We start from the raw sequence: 16,786 nt of genomic DNA, 5'->3' as shown, positions 1-16,786 counted from the left end.
TTATATGCTTAATCCAAGATGCTCCACAACTTTTGTTCTTGATCCGAAAGACGCCTGAATCACTCCCTGATTTTCAACTACAACCGGACACTGGATTCCCTCGGATCGATCTTATTTCTGGGGAGCCAGGTGGCCCGCTTCCGCACGGACGTCCACGACCTGATCGACGAAAACAACGCCTTGAACGACAGCAGCTTTACCCGACGGCTCAAAAACAACCTATCCTACAATATTACGATTTCCAGTACGCACAGCGGTGCTGCTTTGCGGGGAGACGGCCCGAACAGCTACGTGCTCAAAGGCATGAATCTTGAAAAAGATCATACTTTTTTCATCACCGGATTCATCGCTTCGACCATCCGTTGGTGGAATACCTCCAACACCATCACGCTGACCCGAAGCCAGTCCATCGACCACCAGTACGGTTTTGAACTGGTCAAGCCGCGTCCGCAGTTCTATGCGTACACCAGCAATACTTTTACGACCAAAGACTTATTCAAAATACAATGATTGGCCTGGTACCTGGGTGACCGGTATTACGGGCTTTATCACCACCAAAGCCGGGCTACGGTTACACTTGGCCTGGAAAAAGATTTTTTCAAAAATGCCGGGAAACTCCGGTTTACGGCCAACGATCTTTTTCACCAGACCAATGCATCTGGAACCTACAGCGTTGGCGAAACGGACATCTATTTTGACCGGACGTATGCCACTTCTTCTTTCACGATCGGCCTCACCTACCGCTTTGGCAAACCACTCAGAACCGGATACCGCAGTACATCAACCGCAGAATCGGAGCAGAACCGGGACAGATGATCCATTCTTTAGGAGAAGAGCTTGGTATAAAACTCATTTCAAGGCGCATAAAAGTGTTGAATATTCGTAGAATAGTACCATGTTTTGATCCTGTACACCCCTAATTTTGCACGGAAGGCTCAAAATCTTCCGTTAATAGAGATTGGTAAGTAAACAGACCCGGAATCTTTTCACCGGGTCTTGTTTTTGGAGAGAGTAGGAAGCCGTGCAATGCGGTTTTTCCGGTGTTTTTCTCCGTGCAGAACTGTATTTTCGATGTCCATTCATACCTAGCCCGACTTCTCTGTCGGGCTATTTTTTTGATGAGGCATTACGAACTTGTCCCGGTCATTCCAGACCACAGGCTCAATATCCGGGCAACAAGATTAAACCGGCACCTGATTTGATTGTCCTAGTATTCAATTGATCATTTGATTAATTGAATACTAAGTGTTAACTAATCCATTGAAGATAGACCGGTATAAAAAGGACAAAGCGTGAAGACTTACAAAGTGACTTTTCTAAAAGGGGAGGAATCCTGGACTACCTATGTTGAAGCGACCAACCGGCTTGATGCCAAACGAAGGTTTCTGGCTCAAAATATGGGAACACTGGTTCGGGTCAATAAGGCCATTACAAAATACGATGGGAATGCAACTGTCAATACGCAGGAATAACTGCTGAAGCGCAAGTGCCGCTTTCGCAACAATCCGCCGGGAACGTGGGTTAATCAGTTTAACCCCAACTTCCATGAAAAAGCGGCTGATATTCCTCCTGACAATTTCCATCTCCTTCGTATTCCTGAGCTGCGATCCCCTCGACCAGAAATACGACCAGGACAACTATTCGAAAGTGATAGAAGAACATGCCGATTCGGCAAGCCGGTCGGCATTTAACCGGGCTACGGTTGAAAACGATATCAATGATGTTCGCAACGAAGAGTTTACATATCAGGAGTTAATCGAGCAAGGCAAGATTTTACAGAAAAAGGAGCAGACCAATAAAAATGTGGCACGCTGAGTGTGTACGCTTCTTTAAGCTGAATACTGATTAAAATAATTACTAAAAGATATTGCTTGTGCAATAAATTATTAAAAATTATTTAAACAAAAATGTCCGAATGCAAAGCTTCCGGACATTCGTTTCACCATCGTAAAGTAAATCTGATCTTTATATCTGAAACAAGGGGAGATTTTGCTGGATAAATGAGGTTATTCTGACGGTATAGACCCGGAAAATGTGGCAATGGTTGCACGCGGGTAGGCAAAAAGAAATTAGAAAGTCTTTTTAAAATAATTATAAATAAAGAAAATATGTAATTATAAATAGTGTACTTGGTTTGATTTTTGCTCAATATGTCATGAGTTGTCAACTCATTAGCTCGGAAAATTAAGTTTATTTTTCCATTCTTTTTATTCTTAACCTCCACCATCAGTACGAGTAAATTTCAAAAAAAACGCTTGTCGGTTGATTTAATTTTGATTGCCTGTCTGTACGGTTTTAATGCCCCCACTCTCTGTATGCTGAACTTTAAAGATCACGAAAATGGAAATGAAAACTCTGCGAGGAACCTTGAACAAAAAGAAGTTCAAATGCACAGTATATGCCAAAGATGGCACATATCTGGCCAGCCGCATTTATAATTCCTACACGGAGGAAGGTGCCCTGATGCAGCTTGAAGAGTGGCTGGAAGTGCATCGACCGACCAATTATGACCCGGACACGATAAAAGTTGAGACTCTATAGATTACCCCTGAAAAATCAATTGAAGAAGAAACCCCGACAGTTATGCCGGGGTTATTTTTTTTATGTAGGACAGAGAAAATAAGGAATGCAGAGTGGACAGAATGCCGGATTTACCATCCGTTGCCGTATCGGTTACATCCGGAGTTTATTGAGTTCCAGATCGATCTGTTCTTTAAGCTGAATCAAAATCTGGCTGTGGGCATGCTTTTTTTGCAGACGTTCCACCTGGGTCGACACGGTAGATTCGATCTCCGTCAATGATTCGGCCAGCAAGTGAGACAGCGTATCCAGCACATGCTGTTGCAGGGTTGTCAATCGAAAGACGGTTTTCGGGTTGGTGACCGGATTTTGCTCCAGTTGTTCAATCAGGTCAATCAAGACATTGTGTTGCTGCTGGATTTCATTTACCATGGTCAACCATCGGCTTTCAATCACCGAATGACTGGGTAAAGTAATTTCCTTTTTGTTTGACATTTGAGCAACCACGCGAATGGCGATCTACCGTAAATGACTAAATCGTTACGTAAAAATACATAAGTAATTATACATAAAAAACAGATCCCGGCTAATTTTTTTTATCGAATGGTAAGTGCCTGTTAGTAAGCGGTTTGTAATGGGTTATACGTAGATCATTTTTCGCGAAATTCCGCCGTCTACAATGAAGTTTTGTCCGGTAATAAATGAGTTGGAATCATTGATCAAAAAAAGGATCATCCGGGCGATGTCGTCGGCCTGCCCAACCCGGCCGGCCGGATGCTGCGCGTGGTCCTCGGGGCGGAGTTGTTCGTTGCGTGCCTTGCCTTTTTTCTTTAGAGCTGCCACATCGATCCAGCCCGGACTGATGCAGTTGACCCGGACGTCAGGCCCCAGACTAACCGCCAGCGAATGGGTCAGGGCAAATATGCCACCCTTCGACGCCGAATAGGCAAAGGTTTCCGGTTCCGACTGAAAGGCGCGGGTGGAGCAGAGGTTAACAATGCTGCCCTGTTGTTCGGCGAGGTGGGGGGCGGTATATTTGGAGCAGAGGAAGGTGCCGGTCAGGTTGGTGCCAATGACTTTGTTCCAGTCTTCAAGTGTAAACCGTTCGAGCGGTTTTTCAACCTGAATGGCGGCATTGTTAATCAGGTGATTGATTTGTCCGAACCGCTCGATGGTGGATTTGACCGCATTTTTCACGGCGGTTTCGGAGGTGATGTCACAATTGAGCACGAGGGCCCTGGAGTTCGACGATTTCATGGTTTCGCTGAACTCTTCGAGCGCTTCGGCGTCGCTTTCCCAAATGGCAACCCGGTAGCCGTGGGTCAATAAATACTGAGTCGTTACACGCCCGATGCCCTGGGCTCCTCCGGTCACAATGACAGTTTGCATAAGTGGATACATAGCTGGTTACTGTCCGCTAACTTACCGATGGATGTTGAAAATTGCTTATAATCCTATTTACCGACACCCGCTTCCCGAAGGCCACCGCTTTCCGATGTCGAAATATGAATTGATTCACGATCAGCTGCTGTATGAGGGAACATGCCAGCCTGCCAACTTTTTTTCCCCCGGTCTGATCGATGATCGCTGGGTGCTGGCGGTCCATACTGCCGACTATGTCCGGCAGTTAAAAACGCTCAGTGTTCCGCCGGTTATGGTGCGCCGGATCGGTTTCCCGCTGTCAGAAGAATTAATTCTGCGGGAGTGGATGATTACGCAGGGGACCATCGATTGCAGCCGGTTTGCCTTACAATTTGGCATTGCCCTCAACATTGCCGGTGGCACCCACCACGCCTTTCCGGACCGGGGTGAAGGGTTTTGCCTTTTGAACGATGTAGCCGTGGCGGCCCGGTATATGCTCGATCAGCAACTTGCTACGAAAGTGCTGGTTATCGACCTGGATGTTCACCAGGGGAATGGAACCGCGGTTATTTTTCGGCAGGAGCCCCGGGTTTTTACCTTCAGTATGCATGGCAAAGACAATTACCCGCTGCACAAGGAACAGTCGGATCTGGACGTGGCGTTGCCGACCGGCATGACCGACGACGCTTACCTCAATCAGTTGGCCGAAACCCTGCCCCGTCTGTTAAAAGAACAAAAGCCCGATTTTCTGTTTTATATTTCCGGCGTCGATGTGTTGAAATCCGACCGGCTTGGGAAGTTGAACCTGACCCGTGAAGGCTGCAAACAGCGCGACGAGTTTGTCTTTGAGCAAGCCCGCAAAGAAGGCTTGCCGATGGTGGTTTCGATGGGGGGCGGTTATTCGCCCCGAATGGCCGACATTGTGGAAGCGCATTGTAATACGTTTCGATTGGCAGAAAAACTTTACTTTTGAGCGACGAAAACGAAAACAAATGAAACTACAACTGTTGACACTCGTGTTGGGAGTGGGGTTTTCGGCATCTGCCGTAGCCCAGCAAACGACGCCAAACCAGGCAAAAGAGGATACGCAACGGCGTTTGCGTCGGACGGAAACCCGCACCACGACCACGAAACTGTATCCGGAGCGGGATTCGATTCTGGTATTGCTCAAAAGCCGCATGGCCGTTTTAAATCCCGGTTCGGGTCCCACCGGCAGTGTGGCAACCTGGTTTACGGAAGAGGCCATGATTACCGATTCGGACGGCAGCCGGAAAACACCGGCGGCATACCAGGCGTCGGGCGGAAAAATAAAATACCAGAATTACCGCGTCCGGAAGCTTGAAATTAACGAAAATACCGCTCAATCCGTTGAAGTATACGCATATGTTCCGGCCGAAAGCACCGGTACGGCATCCCATTCAGCATTGGTAACCAGCCAGTTACGGAAAGGCCCAGACGGCCGATGGCGGATTACGGACATGCGCATTACGTCGAAATAGAATCGTTTCTCACAGCCAACAGACTACCATGAGTCGTTACCGTTTTAGCATTGATTTGGGAGAAACGTTTACGGATTTTGTGTTGATGGACGACGCAGGCCGGCTATCCATCAAGAAAATTCCCACCACCATTCATGATTCAACCGAGCGTTTGGTGGAAGAAATCGGGTATTTCATGGCGGAGAAACAGGTAGATCCGGCGGTGGTGGAGGCCCTGGTGGTGGGGATGAGTGTACAGATACTGCCATCCATGGCCATCACCTGTGCCCGGAATCTGGAAGAGAAACTGCTGGCAGCCGGGTGGGCAACGCCGATTCGGTTGGTGACCAGCCACGGGCGTCTGCTTCCCATCAATGAAGCGGTGGAAAACCCCGAATCCATTATGTCGCCCCGCATTGGCGGACTCATGACCGGGCGGTATTTTGGGAATCAGATCGGGCAGAAAAACCTCGTGGTACTGCGAATTGGCGGATCGTCGGCGTTTGTTTCCCTGCAGAACGAGCTATCGGCCACATCGATGGATTCACTGGATCAATCGCTGGAAAACCAGGTGCGTAGTTTTGAAATGGGCGGTAATAGCTACATCGGGCTGAATGCAGAAAAAGAACCCGTGCTGCTCGCCGAACATGCTACACCGGGGCCGGGGCCGGCTTGCTTCGATCGGGGTGGCACGGTGCCGACGTTGACGGATGTGGATTTGGTGTTGGGTTTTCTGAATAAAGATTATTTTCTGTACGGGGCCATTCCACTCAAAGTGGATTTGGCCAAAAAGGCCATTCGGGAACACCTGGCGACTCCTCTCAATATTTCAGTGGAAGAAGCTGCCATGCGCGTATCCAACGGTGTTGAAGCGAACCTGGCGGCCCAAATCCGGGAATTGACCGGGGCGCATACCGCTGAACTGGAGACGTATAGTCTGCTGGCATTTGGGGGTGCCGGACCGGTTCATGCCTGTGAAATTGCCCGGCTGTTGGGGATCAAGCAGGTGGTGGTGCCGGTGGGAGCCGGGGTGTCGTCGGCATTGGGGTATCTGCTGGTGTTGGCCGAAAATGACCCGGAATGGCAAATACCGGCGGCCATGCAACGGGCAGGCTATTACAACTCCACCCAGCGGACGGGGGATTTTCACGCCCTGAAGGGATACCGTTCGGTGTATTATGAAAAGGATCTGACCCCCTGCGGTTGTCCGATCTACGACCGCGCCGGTATTCGTGCCGAAGACACCTTGTCGGGACCGGCAATCATCGAAGGCCCGGAATCCACGGTGGTGATGCACGAAAAAAGCTACGCCCGTATGGATGCGTTCCGGAATTTGCGGATTTTTTTGCGATAGACAGGAGAGACCAGACAAGAGAGGGTAGACAAGAGAGGGTAGACAAGAGAATAAAGACCCAAAAAGGGAACTTCACAGTCTCTATTCTCCTGTCTACCCTCTCTTGTCTCTTCACGAATTATAGATCGAAAACGACGCAATACAGTCGTATTTCTTCACGCGGGCATTGCCCCGGGAGCGGGCAAAAATGTGGAGCGTCGACCAGCCCCGGATCGGGACGTTGAACTGCAACTGGTGCTGGTTGCCATAGCGAGCTACCTTAACGGGAACTTCAGAGCCTTTCGATTGTCCGAAGCGACTCACCGTGCAGAGGTATTCCAGCGCCTGTTCGTTTTGCAGCGTCAGTTCGGCTTTTCCCTGCGCCCGGATCTGGCCGTCGCGCGGAAAGTCCGGGCCGAATCCCAACTGAAAATACGGATCATAGAGTTTCGGAAACCGGTCGAACTCACTCTTGCTCAGTGGCTGATCCAGAAACTGCCAGCGGGAATCTGTTGGAAAGTGCTGGGAAACAAACACTTCCGGTGGCGTCAGGAAATAAAAATCATTGCTGCCAGCGCCTTCCGAAGCGGTGGTAACGGCCCAGGCTAAATCCAGCAAAAACCACTCATCTTCAATGTTGACGGCATTCCATTCGTGGTCGACCACCGCAATGGGGCGACCTGCTTCCTTGTCCTCCGTGCGGGCATACCCCCGGATGTTGACGGCCTGAACGCCCGCCCGTTTCAGGAGGTATTTGAACAACAGCGCATAGCCGGTGCAGAGCCCTTTTCGCTGGCGCAGAACCCGGTTGGCGTATTCAAATTCGGAATAATATTTCTGGGAACTCCGGTTGTGAACGGCCTCCAGATCGTAGCGGATGTGGGAAACCATCCAGGCGTAAATCACCCGAACCTTGTCCATATCCGTGCGGGCAGGAGCCGTCAGGTAGTCCGACAAACTGGTAATGCTGCGGGCATACGAGTCCGGAGCATGACGTGCGTAGTAATCGATCTGGCCGTAGTGATCGGTGGGCGATACAACCGACGCAGGCTTCAATCCGACGCAAAAAAACAACACAAGTACGATGGGCAGGAATCGGCGACACATATTCGTTCAACACTTGTCGATAAAACTGAAAACCGCCCCCGTTTATTGTTTTCCGCCGGTGAATTAGCCGCTGGTGCCGTCTAGAGCAGTATATTATCTACCGCCTGCATACGCTCCGGCAGCTTGGTTTCGCCCAGCATTTCACGCAAATCGATCTCCACATTGCGGCAGATGGCCGTCATCGGAACGTCGTTGATGCTATTTTCGAACGGATTTTCGCTGGTGTCACCAATAATTTCCATCGTGTTGAACACCCAGGAGATCAGGGTGTAGAACGGAATGGTCAGCCAGACGTACCAGTCGCCCAGTTTAGCCATTTCACCAAGCAAGCCGTAGGGCAGAATCAGGACGAAAAGCCAGATGAAGACGTAACTGAAAAAGGCGTACTGGCGGGGAAACGGAAACGTTTTGATTCGCTCGCAGGCGCCCTGCTGGTTGTAACATTCGACCAGCAAGCGTTCCATTTCAGCGTGGTAGTACTCCGAAATCAGTCCTTTGGCCCGCAGTTCTTTGAGTTGGGCGGATTGGTTCCGGATCAGATGCGTGGCGGCATTCTGTCGCTTGATGATGAATTCGACTTCTTCGGTGGTTAAAAACGGTGCCAGGTCTTCATCCAGTTGGTGCAGCCGAAAGGCTTCAATGCGTTCGATCAGGGTATGCTCGGCCCCCACACAGGCTTCCCAAACCGTGCGTCGGCGAAGCTGGAGCCGCAGGGCGTTCAGAAATGCCAGTTGGCGGTAGACCAGACTTTGGTGAATGGTTTTCAGTTCCTGTTCCGAAACCGGAGCGGTGGCGTTCAGATTGGTCACGTAATCCAGTGCCATAATGGCCCACGACCGGCTGACGTTGACCAGACTGCCCCAGATCCGTCGCCCTTCCCACAGCCGTTCGTAGGAGGAATTGTTTTTGAAACCCACGTAGAACGCGACGGCGGTTCCGATCAGGCCGATGGGCAGAAAAGGGATGGCCAGGCCCTGCCAGCCCGCCATGACGTAGAGCAGACAGATGAGGGTGGAATACCCCAGAAAGAACAAAACCGAACGCCAGGCGAACGGAAAAATATGGTGAAATCGAACCCGCTTGGAGGTATACATGATGGATAGAAAGTTGGTTGAGTCGGTATGAGATCACTAAAAAAAGACCTGCAAGGTTTGAAAGCTTACAGGTCTTTAGGGTATCGATAAGATGACTGAATTTATCGGGCGAGCCTGAAAACCGGAAACTGTCGTTGTAAAAGGTAATAACTGCCAAATAAAACCGTGCTGAAGGTCAGATCGCCCAACACAGCATTCAGGAAGAACGACTGGCCATCGTAGAACGCCAAACCGGCGGCATAACTGGCCATCAGGCCCTGGGGCGTTTGCGGGTAGAACGAACTGCCGTACCAGACTGCGAAATTGGTGATCAGAAAAAACAGGGCTGAGGACAGGAGCGAAGCGGTCAAGACCCGGCCAAAGGTGACTCTGCGTAACAGAACAACGCCCAGCAACCAGATTACGGTGAAGGCACTGTAAACGCTCATCATCCCGCTGTGGAAACCAAGGAAGAGGTCACTGAGCAGCATGGCGGCCAGCGGAATGGCCAGCCCGAGCCATTTGCGCTCAAAGGTGGCCGCGCCAAACAGGGCCAGGGCAGCAATGGGTGTAAAATTATACGGGTGAGGTAACAAACGACTCAGAGCCGTGACAACGATGATGGCCGCTAACGATGCCGTACGAATGTGAATAAGCTTCATGGCGTGAAGTTACACCGAAAATTAAAAACTGTCAAAACCTGAATCAATTTGGGGGACCGGACACTCGATTTGCTGCCGGATTTCCGCTACTTTCCGTCGCAGATCCGTTTCAGAATTCTAACCTGTTGTATGCTATGGAAAAACTAATTGGCGTTGACTGGCAGTCGGTCTTTATCCCCACAACGTCTGTTTTGGAAATGATGGTGCGCGGCACCCTGACGTATTGGTTTATCTTTTTATACCTGCGGTTTTTCAGGCGCGGCACCGGGCAGCTGAATCTCAGCGACTTGCTACTCATTACGATGATTTCGGATGCCGCTCAGAACGCGATGGCCGGGCCGTATGAATCCGTGACGGAGGGTTTGTTTCTGGTCGGAACGCTGGTTTTCTGGGACTACACGCTCGATTGGTTGGGTTACCAATCGGTTTTTCTAAAAAGAATGATTGAACCCGATCCGATTTTACTGGTGAAGGATGGGCAGTTGATGCGCCAGAACATGAAGCGGGAGATGATCACGGAAGACGAATTGATCAGCATTCTGCGGGAAAAAGGCGTTGACGATTACCAAAACGTAAAAAAATGCTACCTCGAAGGCAGCGGAAACATCAGTGTAATCGAAAAAAAATAACCGGATAAAATCGCCTAAAAAACCAGACCCCATCAGGCGCTATTATCCGGTTATCTGAATCAATTCAGTTGATAAAAAATGAGTATATCTTTCACTTTATCCCGAACGCGTTTCAGCCGCATTTTGACGGCACTGTCTTTAACCTGTAGTAGTATTGCCATTTCCCGGATGTTCATGTTGTCTTCATACTTCATTCGCATATACATCGACTCGCTGGGGGCGATTTTCTCCAGAATCAGATCCACGAGCTGATAACGTTCTTCCATCCCGGCATAGTCGTTGGTTTCGGCCAGGGACTTGACGATCTCGTGATCCAGTTCAACCCAATCGCTCCGCCGGCGGCCCAGTTTCATGCGATCCATGCAATAGTTGGTAGAAACCGTGTAGAGCCAGGTCGAGAAGGTGGACTTTTCCTTGAAATTGTGTAGTCCGGACAAAACCCGCAAGAAAATGTCCTGCGTGAAATCTTCCGCATCGACGGGGTCTTTGGTAATGGTCAAACACCGGCGGTATACCTTGTTTGAATACCGTTTGTAGAGTTGACCAAAATAGTCGCTTTGTTGGGTAGCAAGGTAATACCGTACCAGCTCCTCGTCGGTGTGACGATTGGTGTTCATAAGTTGATAGCACAGAAATCGTGAACTATGTATTGAACACAAAGAGGAGGCTGACCCTTTGAGTAATAATAATTGAGCAATCGCTCAATGATCCAAAGCTATTGATTGCTCATACAAATGTCAAGGGGTAGCTTTACTTTTATTTGATTTTCACCATTAGTTTATAATCAATCCACCGTAAAAAAATATTGGATTGATTTTAGGAGATGAACCGGATTCAGAAGATGGACTTGTATTATTGTCAGGAGCGGGAAAAAGGCCTTTTCGTGCACATTCTTCAATAAGTTATATCTCTTTTTAGGATAGAATAGGTAAGTAACACAATGAAAAAATAACAAACCCTTTTACCTTTGCCGAAAGAACCGTAAGGGGACACAGGCCCTCCGCTCATTTACAACACGATTCCAATGGTACAGAACGACGAATTGATACGAATCATTGACCTGCTCAACACAACCTACGAAGGGGAAGAAGCCTGGCACGGGCCTTCGCTGGTGGAAGTACTGAGTGGCGTTTCTCCCGAAATGGCGGGTCACCGGTTAACGCCCAACACGCATTCCATTGCCGAACTGGTCTTCCACATGACAAGCTGGCGGATTTTTTGCGTCAAGAAAATGCAGGGAGACAAGGATTTCGACATCAAGACGCCGGAGAAAAATTTCGGGTCGTTTCAGGTTATCGACGATTTTGAGTGGGAAGCCCTGCAAATGGAACTGAGTCTGAGCCAGGAAGAATTGATCAACGAACTCGACAAACGCGACTACGATGAATTTCTGGAAGACATTGTACCCGGTAGAGACTATACGTACTACGATATGTTGCACGGCATCATCAATCACGATACCTACCACTCCGGTCAGATTTCCATTATCAAAAAAGGACTGAAATTCAAAGGGCTGGACGAAGATCATTCGCGCGATGAGTTCGGATCCAAATACGGTGATGAGTTCGACGACTATTAAACCGTCGGCAAACTATTTCAGTCCTGTTTAATCATTCAATCCTCGCAACCCTTTTAATGACTCAATCCGTTGAACTACTGGCTCGTTAAGTCCGAACCGGACGCGTATTCGTGGGACGATTTTGTTAAGCAGGGCCGGGCCGTGTGGGATGGGGTGCGCAACTACCAGGCCCGGAACAACCTCGCTTCGATGCGCCTGGGCGATCAGGTCCTGTTTTACCACAGTGTGGCGGGCAAGGAAGTGGTCGGACTGGCCAAAGTGAGCCACGAGGCCTATCCCGATCCGACCATTCCGGAGGACCCGCGGTGGGTGGTGGTGGAACTCGAACCCGTCACCCGGCTTTCGAAACCGGTTTCGCTACAGCAGATCAAAGCGGAACCGCTGTTGCAGAATCTGTTGCTGATCCGGCAGTCCCGGCTGTCGGTCGTTCCGGTCAGCGTCAACGAATTTGAGTGTATTTTAGCCCTGGGCTCATGAGTAACAACCGTCTGACGCTGCTGACCCCCGAAAGCTGGTCTTCCTATGAATTAATCGACACGGGCGGTTTTGAAAAACTTGAACGCTTTGGCTCCGTTGTCCTCAGCCGCCCGGAACCGCAGGCCATCTGGCCCAAGTCATTGACGGATGCCGAATGGCAAAACCGGGCCCATGCGGTTTTCAAAAAAGACAAGGGATCGCAGGAAAAAGGGGAGTGGGTGCTGCGCTCCAAAATGGACGAGAAATGGTTCATTCCGTATCAGCAACAAGGCCTGGATCTGACCTTCAAACTCTCGCTTTCGTCGTTCAAACACGTCGGAATTTTCCCGGAGCAGGCCGTGAACTGGCCTTTTATTCACCGGAACGTATCGGCTCTTCCCGTCGAAAAACCGCGTATTCTGAACCTGTTTGCCTATACCGGAGCCGCGTCGTTGTCGGCCCGGCAGGCTGGTGCGGAGGTGACCCATGTCGATGCCGTTCGGCAGGTAATTACCTGGTCGCGGGAAAACATGGAAGCCAGCGGACTCGACAACATCCGCTGGGTGGTGGAAGATGCGCTGAAGTTTGTGAAACGGGAAGTTCGTCGCGGCAATACCTATCACGGCTTGATATTGGACCCACCGGCCTACGGTCGCGGACCGGAAGGGGAGAAGTGGCTGCTGGAAGAACACCTCAATGAGTTGTTGCAGGTTTGCGCCGAATTACTGGACAAGCAGCAGTATTTTTTGATCATCAACCTCTACTCCCTCGGTTTTTCCGCGCTGATTCTGGAAAACCTTATGAAAGCTCATTTTGGCGCGCGTCCCAATACCGAATTTGGCGAGTTGTATCTCAGCGACGGTTTTGCCAAACGCCTGCCCCTGGGCGTATTTTATCGGTTTTCTTCCATCGAATGACCTATATTTGCAGTTGGAAACGAACAGGGCTGTCTGGCCATCCGGTATTTCGGATACGGCAGTATGTCCTGTTTTCCGGGAATTAGAATGGGCAAATTCTGTAGCCTCTGGTGTCTGATTGGTGTGTGTTTTCTAGTGGCCTGTTCCGACGACGACCGCCGGCAGACCCGCATTCCCGCTGTGCCGGAAAATTCGGCCGACATCCGCAACCAGGCGGCTCTGGAAGCCCTGACGCGGGCCATTAACCAGAGCGGCCCGGCGTCGGCCTATGCCAAACGCGCGGCACTTTATATGGATCTCGGAAAAACCGACGAAGCGCTGTCCGACATCAACGAAGCCCTCGAACGGGAAAACAACGAAGGACGGTATCACTTTGTAAAGGCGCAGGTTTTGCGAAAAAAGCAATTGTATGATGATGGACTGGAAAGTGCGTTGCGGGCCGAGGGGCTCGGTGTCAACACGCCGGAATTATACATTGCCATCGGGGATTTGCTTCAGCATGAAAAGCAGTTGGACCGCGCCCGGTTTTACCTCGTGAAAGCCCTGCAAATGGCGCCCTACGAAGGCGAAGCGTTTTACCTCAACGGTCTGGTGGCGGCCAAATCGGGAGACACTACCCGGGCGGTTACGTTTTACAAACGGGCCCTGACGCTGAAACCCCGGTTTCTGGAACCGTACGTGCAGTTGTCGATCATCCATTCCGTTCGGGGCGATTATGCGTCGGCCATTGCCTACAACAAACGGGGGGGCGGATACTTCCCGAACGACCCCGGTTTGCTGTATGCCCTCGGCCACATTTACCAGCAAACGGCTGCGTCCGACAGTGCCTACTTTTTTTACCAGAAAGCCTTGCGACTCAACCCCACGATGGTGCAGGCGCACTTTCAGTCGGGTCTGGTGATGATGAAGCTGCGGAACATGGCACAGGCCTTGCAGCATTTCGATCAGGTGGTGAAACAGGCCCCGCAGTTTCCCCGCATCCATTATTACATCGCCATGTGCTATGAACAATTCCGGGAGTGGGAACAAGCCGGTAAGCAATATGCGTTAGCCATGCAGGAGAATGCCGCCGATCAGCAGGCATATTATGGCTACTGGCGGGTGCAGAAGAAAAAAATGTATGGCGATGCTACCGATCTTCCGTACGAAGAACGCCCCATTGCGCCAACCCGCCCCGGTCAGGTGCTCGACACCACGCGCGTCCGCGTCATGATGATTCAGCCCCGATCCCGATTTAGCCGCGATTCAACAAGAAATTGAGATGTTTAATGAGGAATGATTAATGTAAAATGATAAATACCAAATTTAAAAGTGATTGCATCCTTACTACTTTTACATTCAAAATTTATCATTTTAACGCAAACGGTGAGATTATTGACCCCGGAGAGGTCCGATGTTAATAGCAAATGGATATTTTAAGAGCTCCAGGCGTGCCGGAGGTACGCAACTAAGCCTATATCGCGTACCTCCGGCACGCCTGGAGAGTACTCAAAATGCCGATTTGCTATTAACGTTACGTGCCGCTGGCACTTGAACAACTGTTAGGCATGGGCATCATCTCATAGTTGGCGTCTAGTTGGCGTCATTTTACATTGAACATTCAAAACAATTGCCGATTGAGTACCACTGATAAACTTTATAAAAATGAGTGACCAAATTCGCATTACACTGCCCGACGGCAGTGTCCGGGAGTATCCCAATGGAGTAACCAGTCTGGAAATTGCCCTGAGCATCAGCGAAGGGCTGGCGCGCAATGTGTTGGCTGCCAAGGTGAATGGCACCGTGCAGGATGCCACGCGCCCCATCACAACGGATGCAGCGGTTACCCTTTTGACGTGGAACGATACCGAAGGAAAAGCGACATTCTGGCATTCATCCGCCCACTTGCTGGCCGAAGCCCTGGAAGAACTGTATCCGGGCATTCAGTTCGGAATCGGGCCGCCGATCGAGAAAGGCTTTTATTACGACGTCGATCTGAACGGGCAGCATTTCTCGCAGGAGGATTTTAAAAAAGTGGAAGACAAAATGCTGGAACTGGCGCGGCAGAAACAGGAGTTTATCCGTCAGCCGATCAGCAAAGCCGAAGCCGTCGCCTATTTTGAAAAGAAAGGCGATCCCTATAAACTTGACCTGCTGGAACGGCTCGAAGACGGAACAATTTCGTTCTACACCCAGGGAACCTTCACCGACCTCTGCCGGGGACCACACATTCCACATACCGGTTTTATCAAAGCCGTAAAGCTGATGAACGTGGCCGGGGCCTATTGGCGGGGCGATGAGAAGAACAAGATGCTGACCCGCGTTTATGCGGTCACGTTTCCGAAACAGAAAGAACTGGACGATTACCTGCACCTGCTGGAAGAAGCCAAAAAACGCGACCACCGGAAACTGGGCAAGGAACTGGAACTGTTTGCTTTTTCGGAAAAAGTCGGTGCCGGTTTGCCGCTGTGGTTACCAAAAGGAACCATGCTGCGCGAACGGCTGGAGAATTTTCTGCGGAAAGCGCAGGTTCGGGCGGGTTACCAGCAGGTCGTTACGCCCCACATCGGTTCGAAGCAATTGTACGTCACCTCAGGCCACTGGGAGAAATACGGGGAAGACTCGTTCAAGCCCATTCTGACGCCGGAAGCGGGCGAGGAGTTTCTGCTGAAACCCATGAACTGCCCGCACCACTGCGAAATTTACAAAACCAGGCCCCGTTCCTACCGGGATTTGCCCTTGCGGCTGGCGGAGTTTGGCACGGTTTATCGGTACGAACAAAGCGGTGAACTCCACGGCTTGACCCGGGTTCGCGGTTTTACGCAGGACGATGCGCACATTTTCTGCCGCCCGGATCAGGTGAAAGAGGAGTTCATCAAAGTCATCGATCTGGTGCTGTATGTTTTCAAATCACTCGGATTCGATGATTACAGCGCCCAGATTTCGTTGCGCGATCCCGAAAACAAGCAGAAATACATTGGCTCGGATGAGCTGTGGGAAAAAGCCGAAGCGGCCATCATCGAAGCGTCGGCCGAACGGGGACTGAGAACCGTGACTGAATTGGGCGAAGCGGCTTTCTACGGTCCCAAGCTGGATTTCATGGTTCGGGATGCCCTGGGCCGCAAATGGCAGTTGGGCACCATCCAGGTCGACTACAACCTGCCCGAGCGATTTGAACTGGAATACACCGGTTCCGACAACCAGAAATACCGGCCGGTGATGATTCACCGCGCGCCGTTTGGTTCGATGGAACGGTTTATTGCCATCCTGATCGAGAACTCGGGGGGGAATTTTCCGCTCTGGCTGTCGCCCGACCAAATTGCGGTTTTGCCGATTTCGGAGAAATATGAGGACTATTCCAACGAAGTTTTTCTAACTTTGCAGGAAAGTGACATTCGGGGGTACGTCGATCACCGCGATGAGAAGATCGGTCGCAAGATCCGGGATTCGGAATTGAACAAAGTGCCATTCATGCTGATTCTGGGCGAAAAGGAGCAGGCCGAAGGGCGTGTTTCCGTTCGCAAGAAAGGCGAAGGTGACCTTGGATCGATGACCATTGCCGAATTTGTGGCGTTTTTTCAAAATGAAATCAAGCCCGTAGCGAAAGCAGTTTGATGAAATAAGTGAACCCTGAACAGGGGGTAATGAACAGGCCGGACGGTTTTCGGCGCTTCATTACTTCCGGTTAATT

At 50.5% G+C, this 16,786-nt stretch carries 20 protein-coding genes; 14 read left to right on the top strand and 6 right to left on the bottom strand.

Features of this window, described 5'->3' with window-relative positions:
* Nucleotides 1-129 precede the first annotated feature (129 nt).
* From FH871_RS13765 to FH871_RS13745, 5 genes are all read left to right on the top strand, one after another.
* On the top strand, nt 130-510 hold the full coding sequence (locus FH871_RS13765) for a hypothetical protein (protein ID WP_138991983.1): 381 nt from the start codon (nt 130-132) through the stop codon (nt 508-510).
* Nucleotides 511-816, top strand: a complete 306-nt coding sequence (locus tag FH871_RS13760; protein ID WP_138991982.1) for an outer membrane beta-barrel protein — start codon at nt 511-513, stop codon at nt 814-816.
* Nucleotides 817-1,292: 476 nt separating this feature from the next.
* A complete protein-coding gene (locus tag FH871_RS13755; protein WP_138991981.1) occupies nt 1,293-1,472 on the top strand; it encodes a hypothetical protein in 180 nt (59 codons plus the stop codon).
* A gap of 73 nt (nt 1,473-1,545) precedes the next feature.
* Complete coding sequence (locus FH871_RS13750; RefSeq protein ID WP_138991980.1) at nt 1,546-1,815, top strand: hypothetical protein; 270 nt, start codon at nt 1,546-1,548, stop codon at nt 1,813-1,815.
* Between the two features lie 531 nt (nt 1,816-2,346).
* Nucleotides 2,347-2,541 (top strand): hypothetical protein, encoded by a 195-nt coding sequence (locus FH871_RS13745; protein WP_138991979.1) that lies wholly within the window; start codon nt 2,347-2,349, stop codon nt 2,539-2,541.
* 132 nt (nt 2,542-2,673) lie between these two features.
* Here the strand turns inward: FH871_RS13745 and FH871_RS13740 are convergent, their stop codons facing one another.
* Both FH871_RS13740 and FH871_RS13735 read right to left on the bottom strand, forming a co-directional pair.
* On the bottom strand, nt 2,674-2,952 hold the full coding sequence (locus FH871_RS13740) for a hypothetical protein (RefSeq protein WP_138991978.1): 279 nt from the start codon (nt 2,950-2,952) through the stop codon (nt 2,674-2,676).
* A gap of 207 nt (nt 2,953-3,159) precedes the next feature.
* Nucleotides 3,160-3,909 carry an SDR family oxidoreductase gene (locus FH871_RS13735; protein WP_138991977.1) on the bottom strand — a complete coding sequence of 250 codons (750 nt, stop codon included), beginning with the start codon at nt 3,907-3,909 and terminating at the stop codon, nt 3,160-3,162.
* 43 nt (nt 3,910-3,952) lie between these two features.
* Between FH871_RS13735 and FH871_RS13730 the strand changes: the two genes are divergently transcribed.
* From FH871_RS13730 to FH871_RS13720, 3 genes are read left to right on the top strand one after another with little or no spacing between them, the layout of a single operon-like run.
* Nucleotides 3,953-4,855 carry a histone deacetylase gene (locus FH871_RS13730; protein WP_138991976.1) on the top strand — a complete coding sequence of 301 codons (903 nt, stop codon included), beginning with the start codon at nt 3,953-3,955 and terminating at the stop codon, nt 4,853-4,855.
* A 19-nt stretch (nt 4,856-4,874) separates the two neighbouring features.
* The gene (locus FH871_RS13725; protein WP_138991975.1) at nt 4,875-5,381 is read left to right on the top strand and encodes a hypothetical protein; all 507 of its coding nucleotides are present in this window, start codon (nt 4,875-4,877) and stop codon (nt 5,379-5,381) included.
* Between the two features lie 28 nt (nt 5,382-5,409).
* A complete protein-coding gene (locus FH871_RS13720) occupies nt 5,410-6,714 on the top strand; it encodes a hydantoinase/oxoprolinase family protein (protein ID WP_138991974.1) in 1,305 nt (434 codons plus the stop codon).
* Between the two features lie 111 nt (nt 6,715-6,825).
* Here FH871_RS13720 and FH871_RS13715 read toward each other — a convergent pair whose 3' ends face one another.
* The 3 genes from FH871_RS13715 to FH871_RS13705 form a co-directional block, all read right to left on the bottom strand.
* Nucleotides 6,826-7,800 (bottom strand): transglutaminase domain-containing protein, encoded by a 975-nt coding sequence (locus tag FH871_RS13715; RefSeq protein ID WP_138991973.1) that lies wholly within the window; start codon nt 7,798-7,800, stop codon nt 6,826-6,828.
* Nucleotides 7,801-7,880: 80 nt separating this feature from the next.
* On the bottom strand, nt 7,881-8,894 hold the full coding sequence (locus FH871_RS13710; RefSeq protein ID WP_138991972.1) for a bestrophin family protein: 1,014 nt from the start codon (nt 8,892-8,894) through the stop codon (nt 7,881-7,883).
* A gap of 101 nt (nt 8,895-8,995) precedes the next feature.
* Nucleotides 8,996-9,535, bottom strand: coding sequence for a DUF6580 family putative transport protein (locus tag FH871_RS13705; RefSeq protein ID WP_138991971.1), 540 nt, complete (start codon nt 9,533-9,535; stop codon nt 8,996-8,998).
* Between the two features lie 134 nt (nt 9,536-9,669).
* Here FH871_RS13705 and FH871_RS13700 point away from each other — a divergent pair, with 134 nt between their 5' ends.
* Nucleotides 9,670-10,164 (top strand): DUF421 domain-containing protein, encoded by a 495-nt coding sequence (locus FH871_RS13700; RefSeq protein ID WP_138991970.1) that lies wholly within the window; start codon nt 9,670-9,672, stop codon nt 10,162-10,164.
* A 59-nt stretch (nt 10,165-10,223) separates the two neighbouring features.
* Here the strand turns inward: FH871_RS13700 and FH871_RS13695 are convergent, their stop codons facing one another.
* Nucleotides 10,224-10,781: an RNA polymerase sigma factor gene (locus FH871_RS13695; protein WP_138991969.1), complete on the bottom strand. Its 558-nt coding sequence runs from the start codon at nt 10,779-10,781 to the stop codon at nt 10,224-10,226.
* Between the two features lie 407 nt (nt 10,782-11,188).
* Here FH871_RS13695 and FH871_RS13690 point away from each other — a divergent pair, with 407 nt between their 5' ends.
* The 5 genes from FH871_RS13690 (at nt 11,189) to thrS (ending at nt 16,710) form a co-directional block, all read left to right on the top strand.
* Complete coding sequence (locus tag FH871_RS13690; RefSeq protein WP_138991968.1) at nt 11,189-11,743, top strand: DinB family protein; 555 nt, start codon at nt 11,189-11,191, stop codon at nt 11,741-11,743.
* Between the two features lie 69 nt (nt 11,744-11,812).
* Nucleotides 11,813-12,220 carry an EVE domain-containing protein gene (locus tag FH871_RS13685; protein ID WP_138991967.1) on the top strand — a complete coding sequence of 136 codons (408 nt, stop codon included), beginning with the start codon at nt 11,813-11,815 and terminating at the stop codon, nt 12,218-12,220.
* Nucleotides 12,217-13,116 (top strand): class I SAM-dependent methyltransferase, encoded by a 900-nt coding sequence (locus tag FH871_RS13680; RefSeq protein ID WP_138991966.1) that lies wholly within the window; start codon nt 12,217-12,219, stop codon nt 13,114-13,116. The genes FH871_RS13685 and FH871_RS13680 overlap by 4 nt, the downstream gene beginning before the upstream one ends.
* An 87-nt stretch (nt 13,117-13,203) precedes the next feature.
* Nucleotides 13,204-14,376: a tetratricopeptide repeat protein gene (locus FH871_RS13675; RefSeq protein ID WP_171062838.1), complete on the top strand. Its 1,173-nt coding sequence runs from the start codon at nt 13,204-13,206 to the stop codon at nt 14,374-14,376.
* A 384-nt stretch (nt 14,377-14,760) separates the two neighbouring features.
* The gene (gene thrS / locus FH871_RS13670; protein WP_138991964.1) at nt 14,761-16,710 is read left to right on the top strand and encodes a threonine--tRNA ligase; all 1,950 of its coding nucleotides are present in this window, start codon (nt 14,761-14,763) and stop codon (nt 16,708-16,710) included.
* Nucleotides 16,711-16,786: the final 76 nt, after the last annotated feature.

Source organism: Larkinella sp. C7, from assembly GCF_006149005.1.
In the GTDB taxonomy this organism is placed as follows: Bacteria; Bacteroidota; Bacteroidia; order Cytophagales; family Spirosomataceae; genus Larkinella.
The sequence above is the reverse complement of the archived record's forward strand: the minus strand, read 5'-3'. Positions and strand labels throughout refer to the sequence as shown.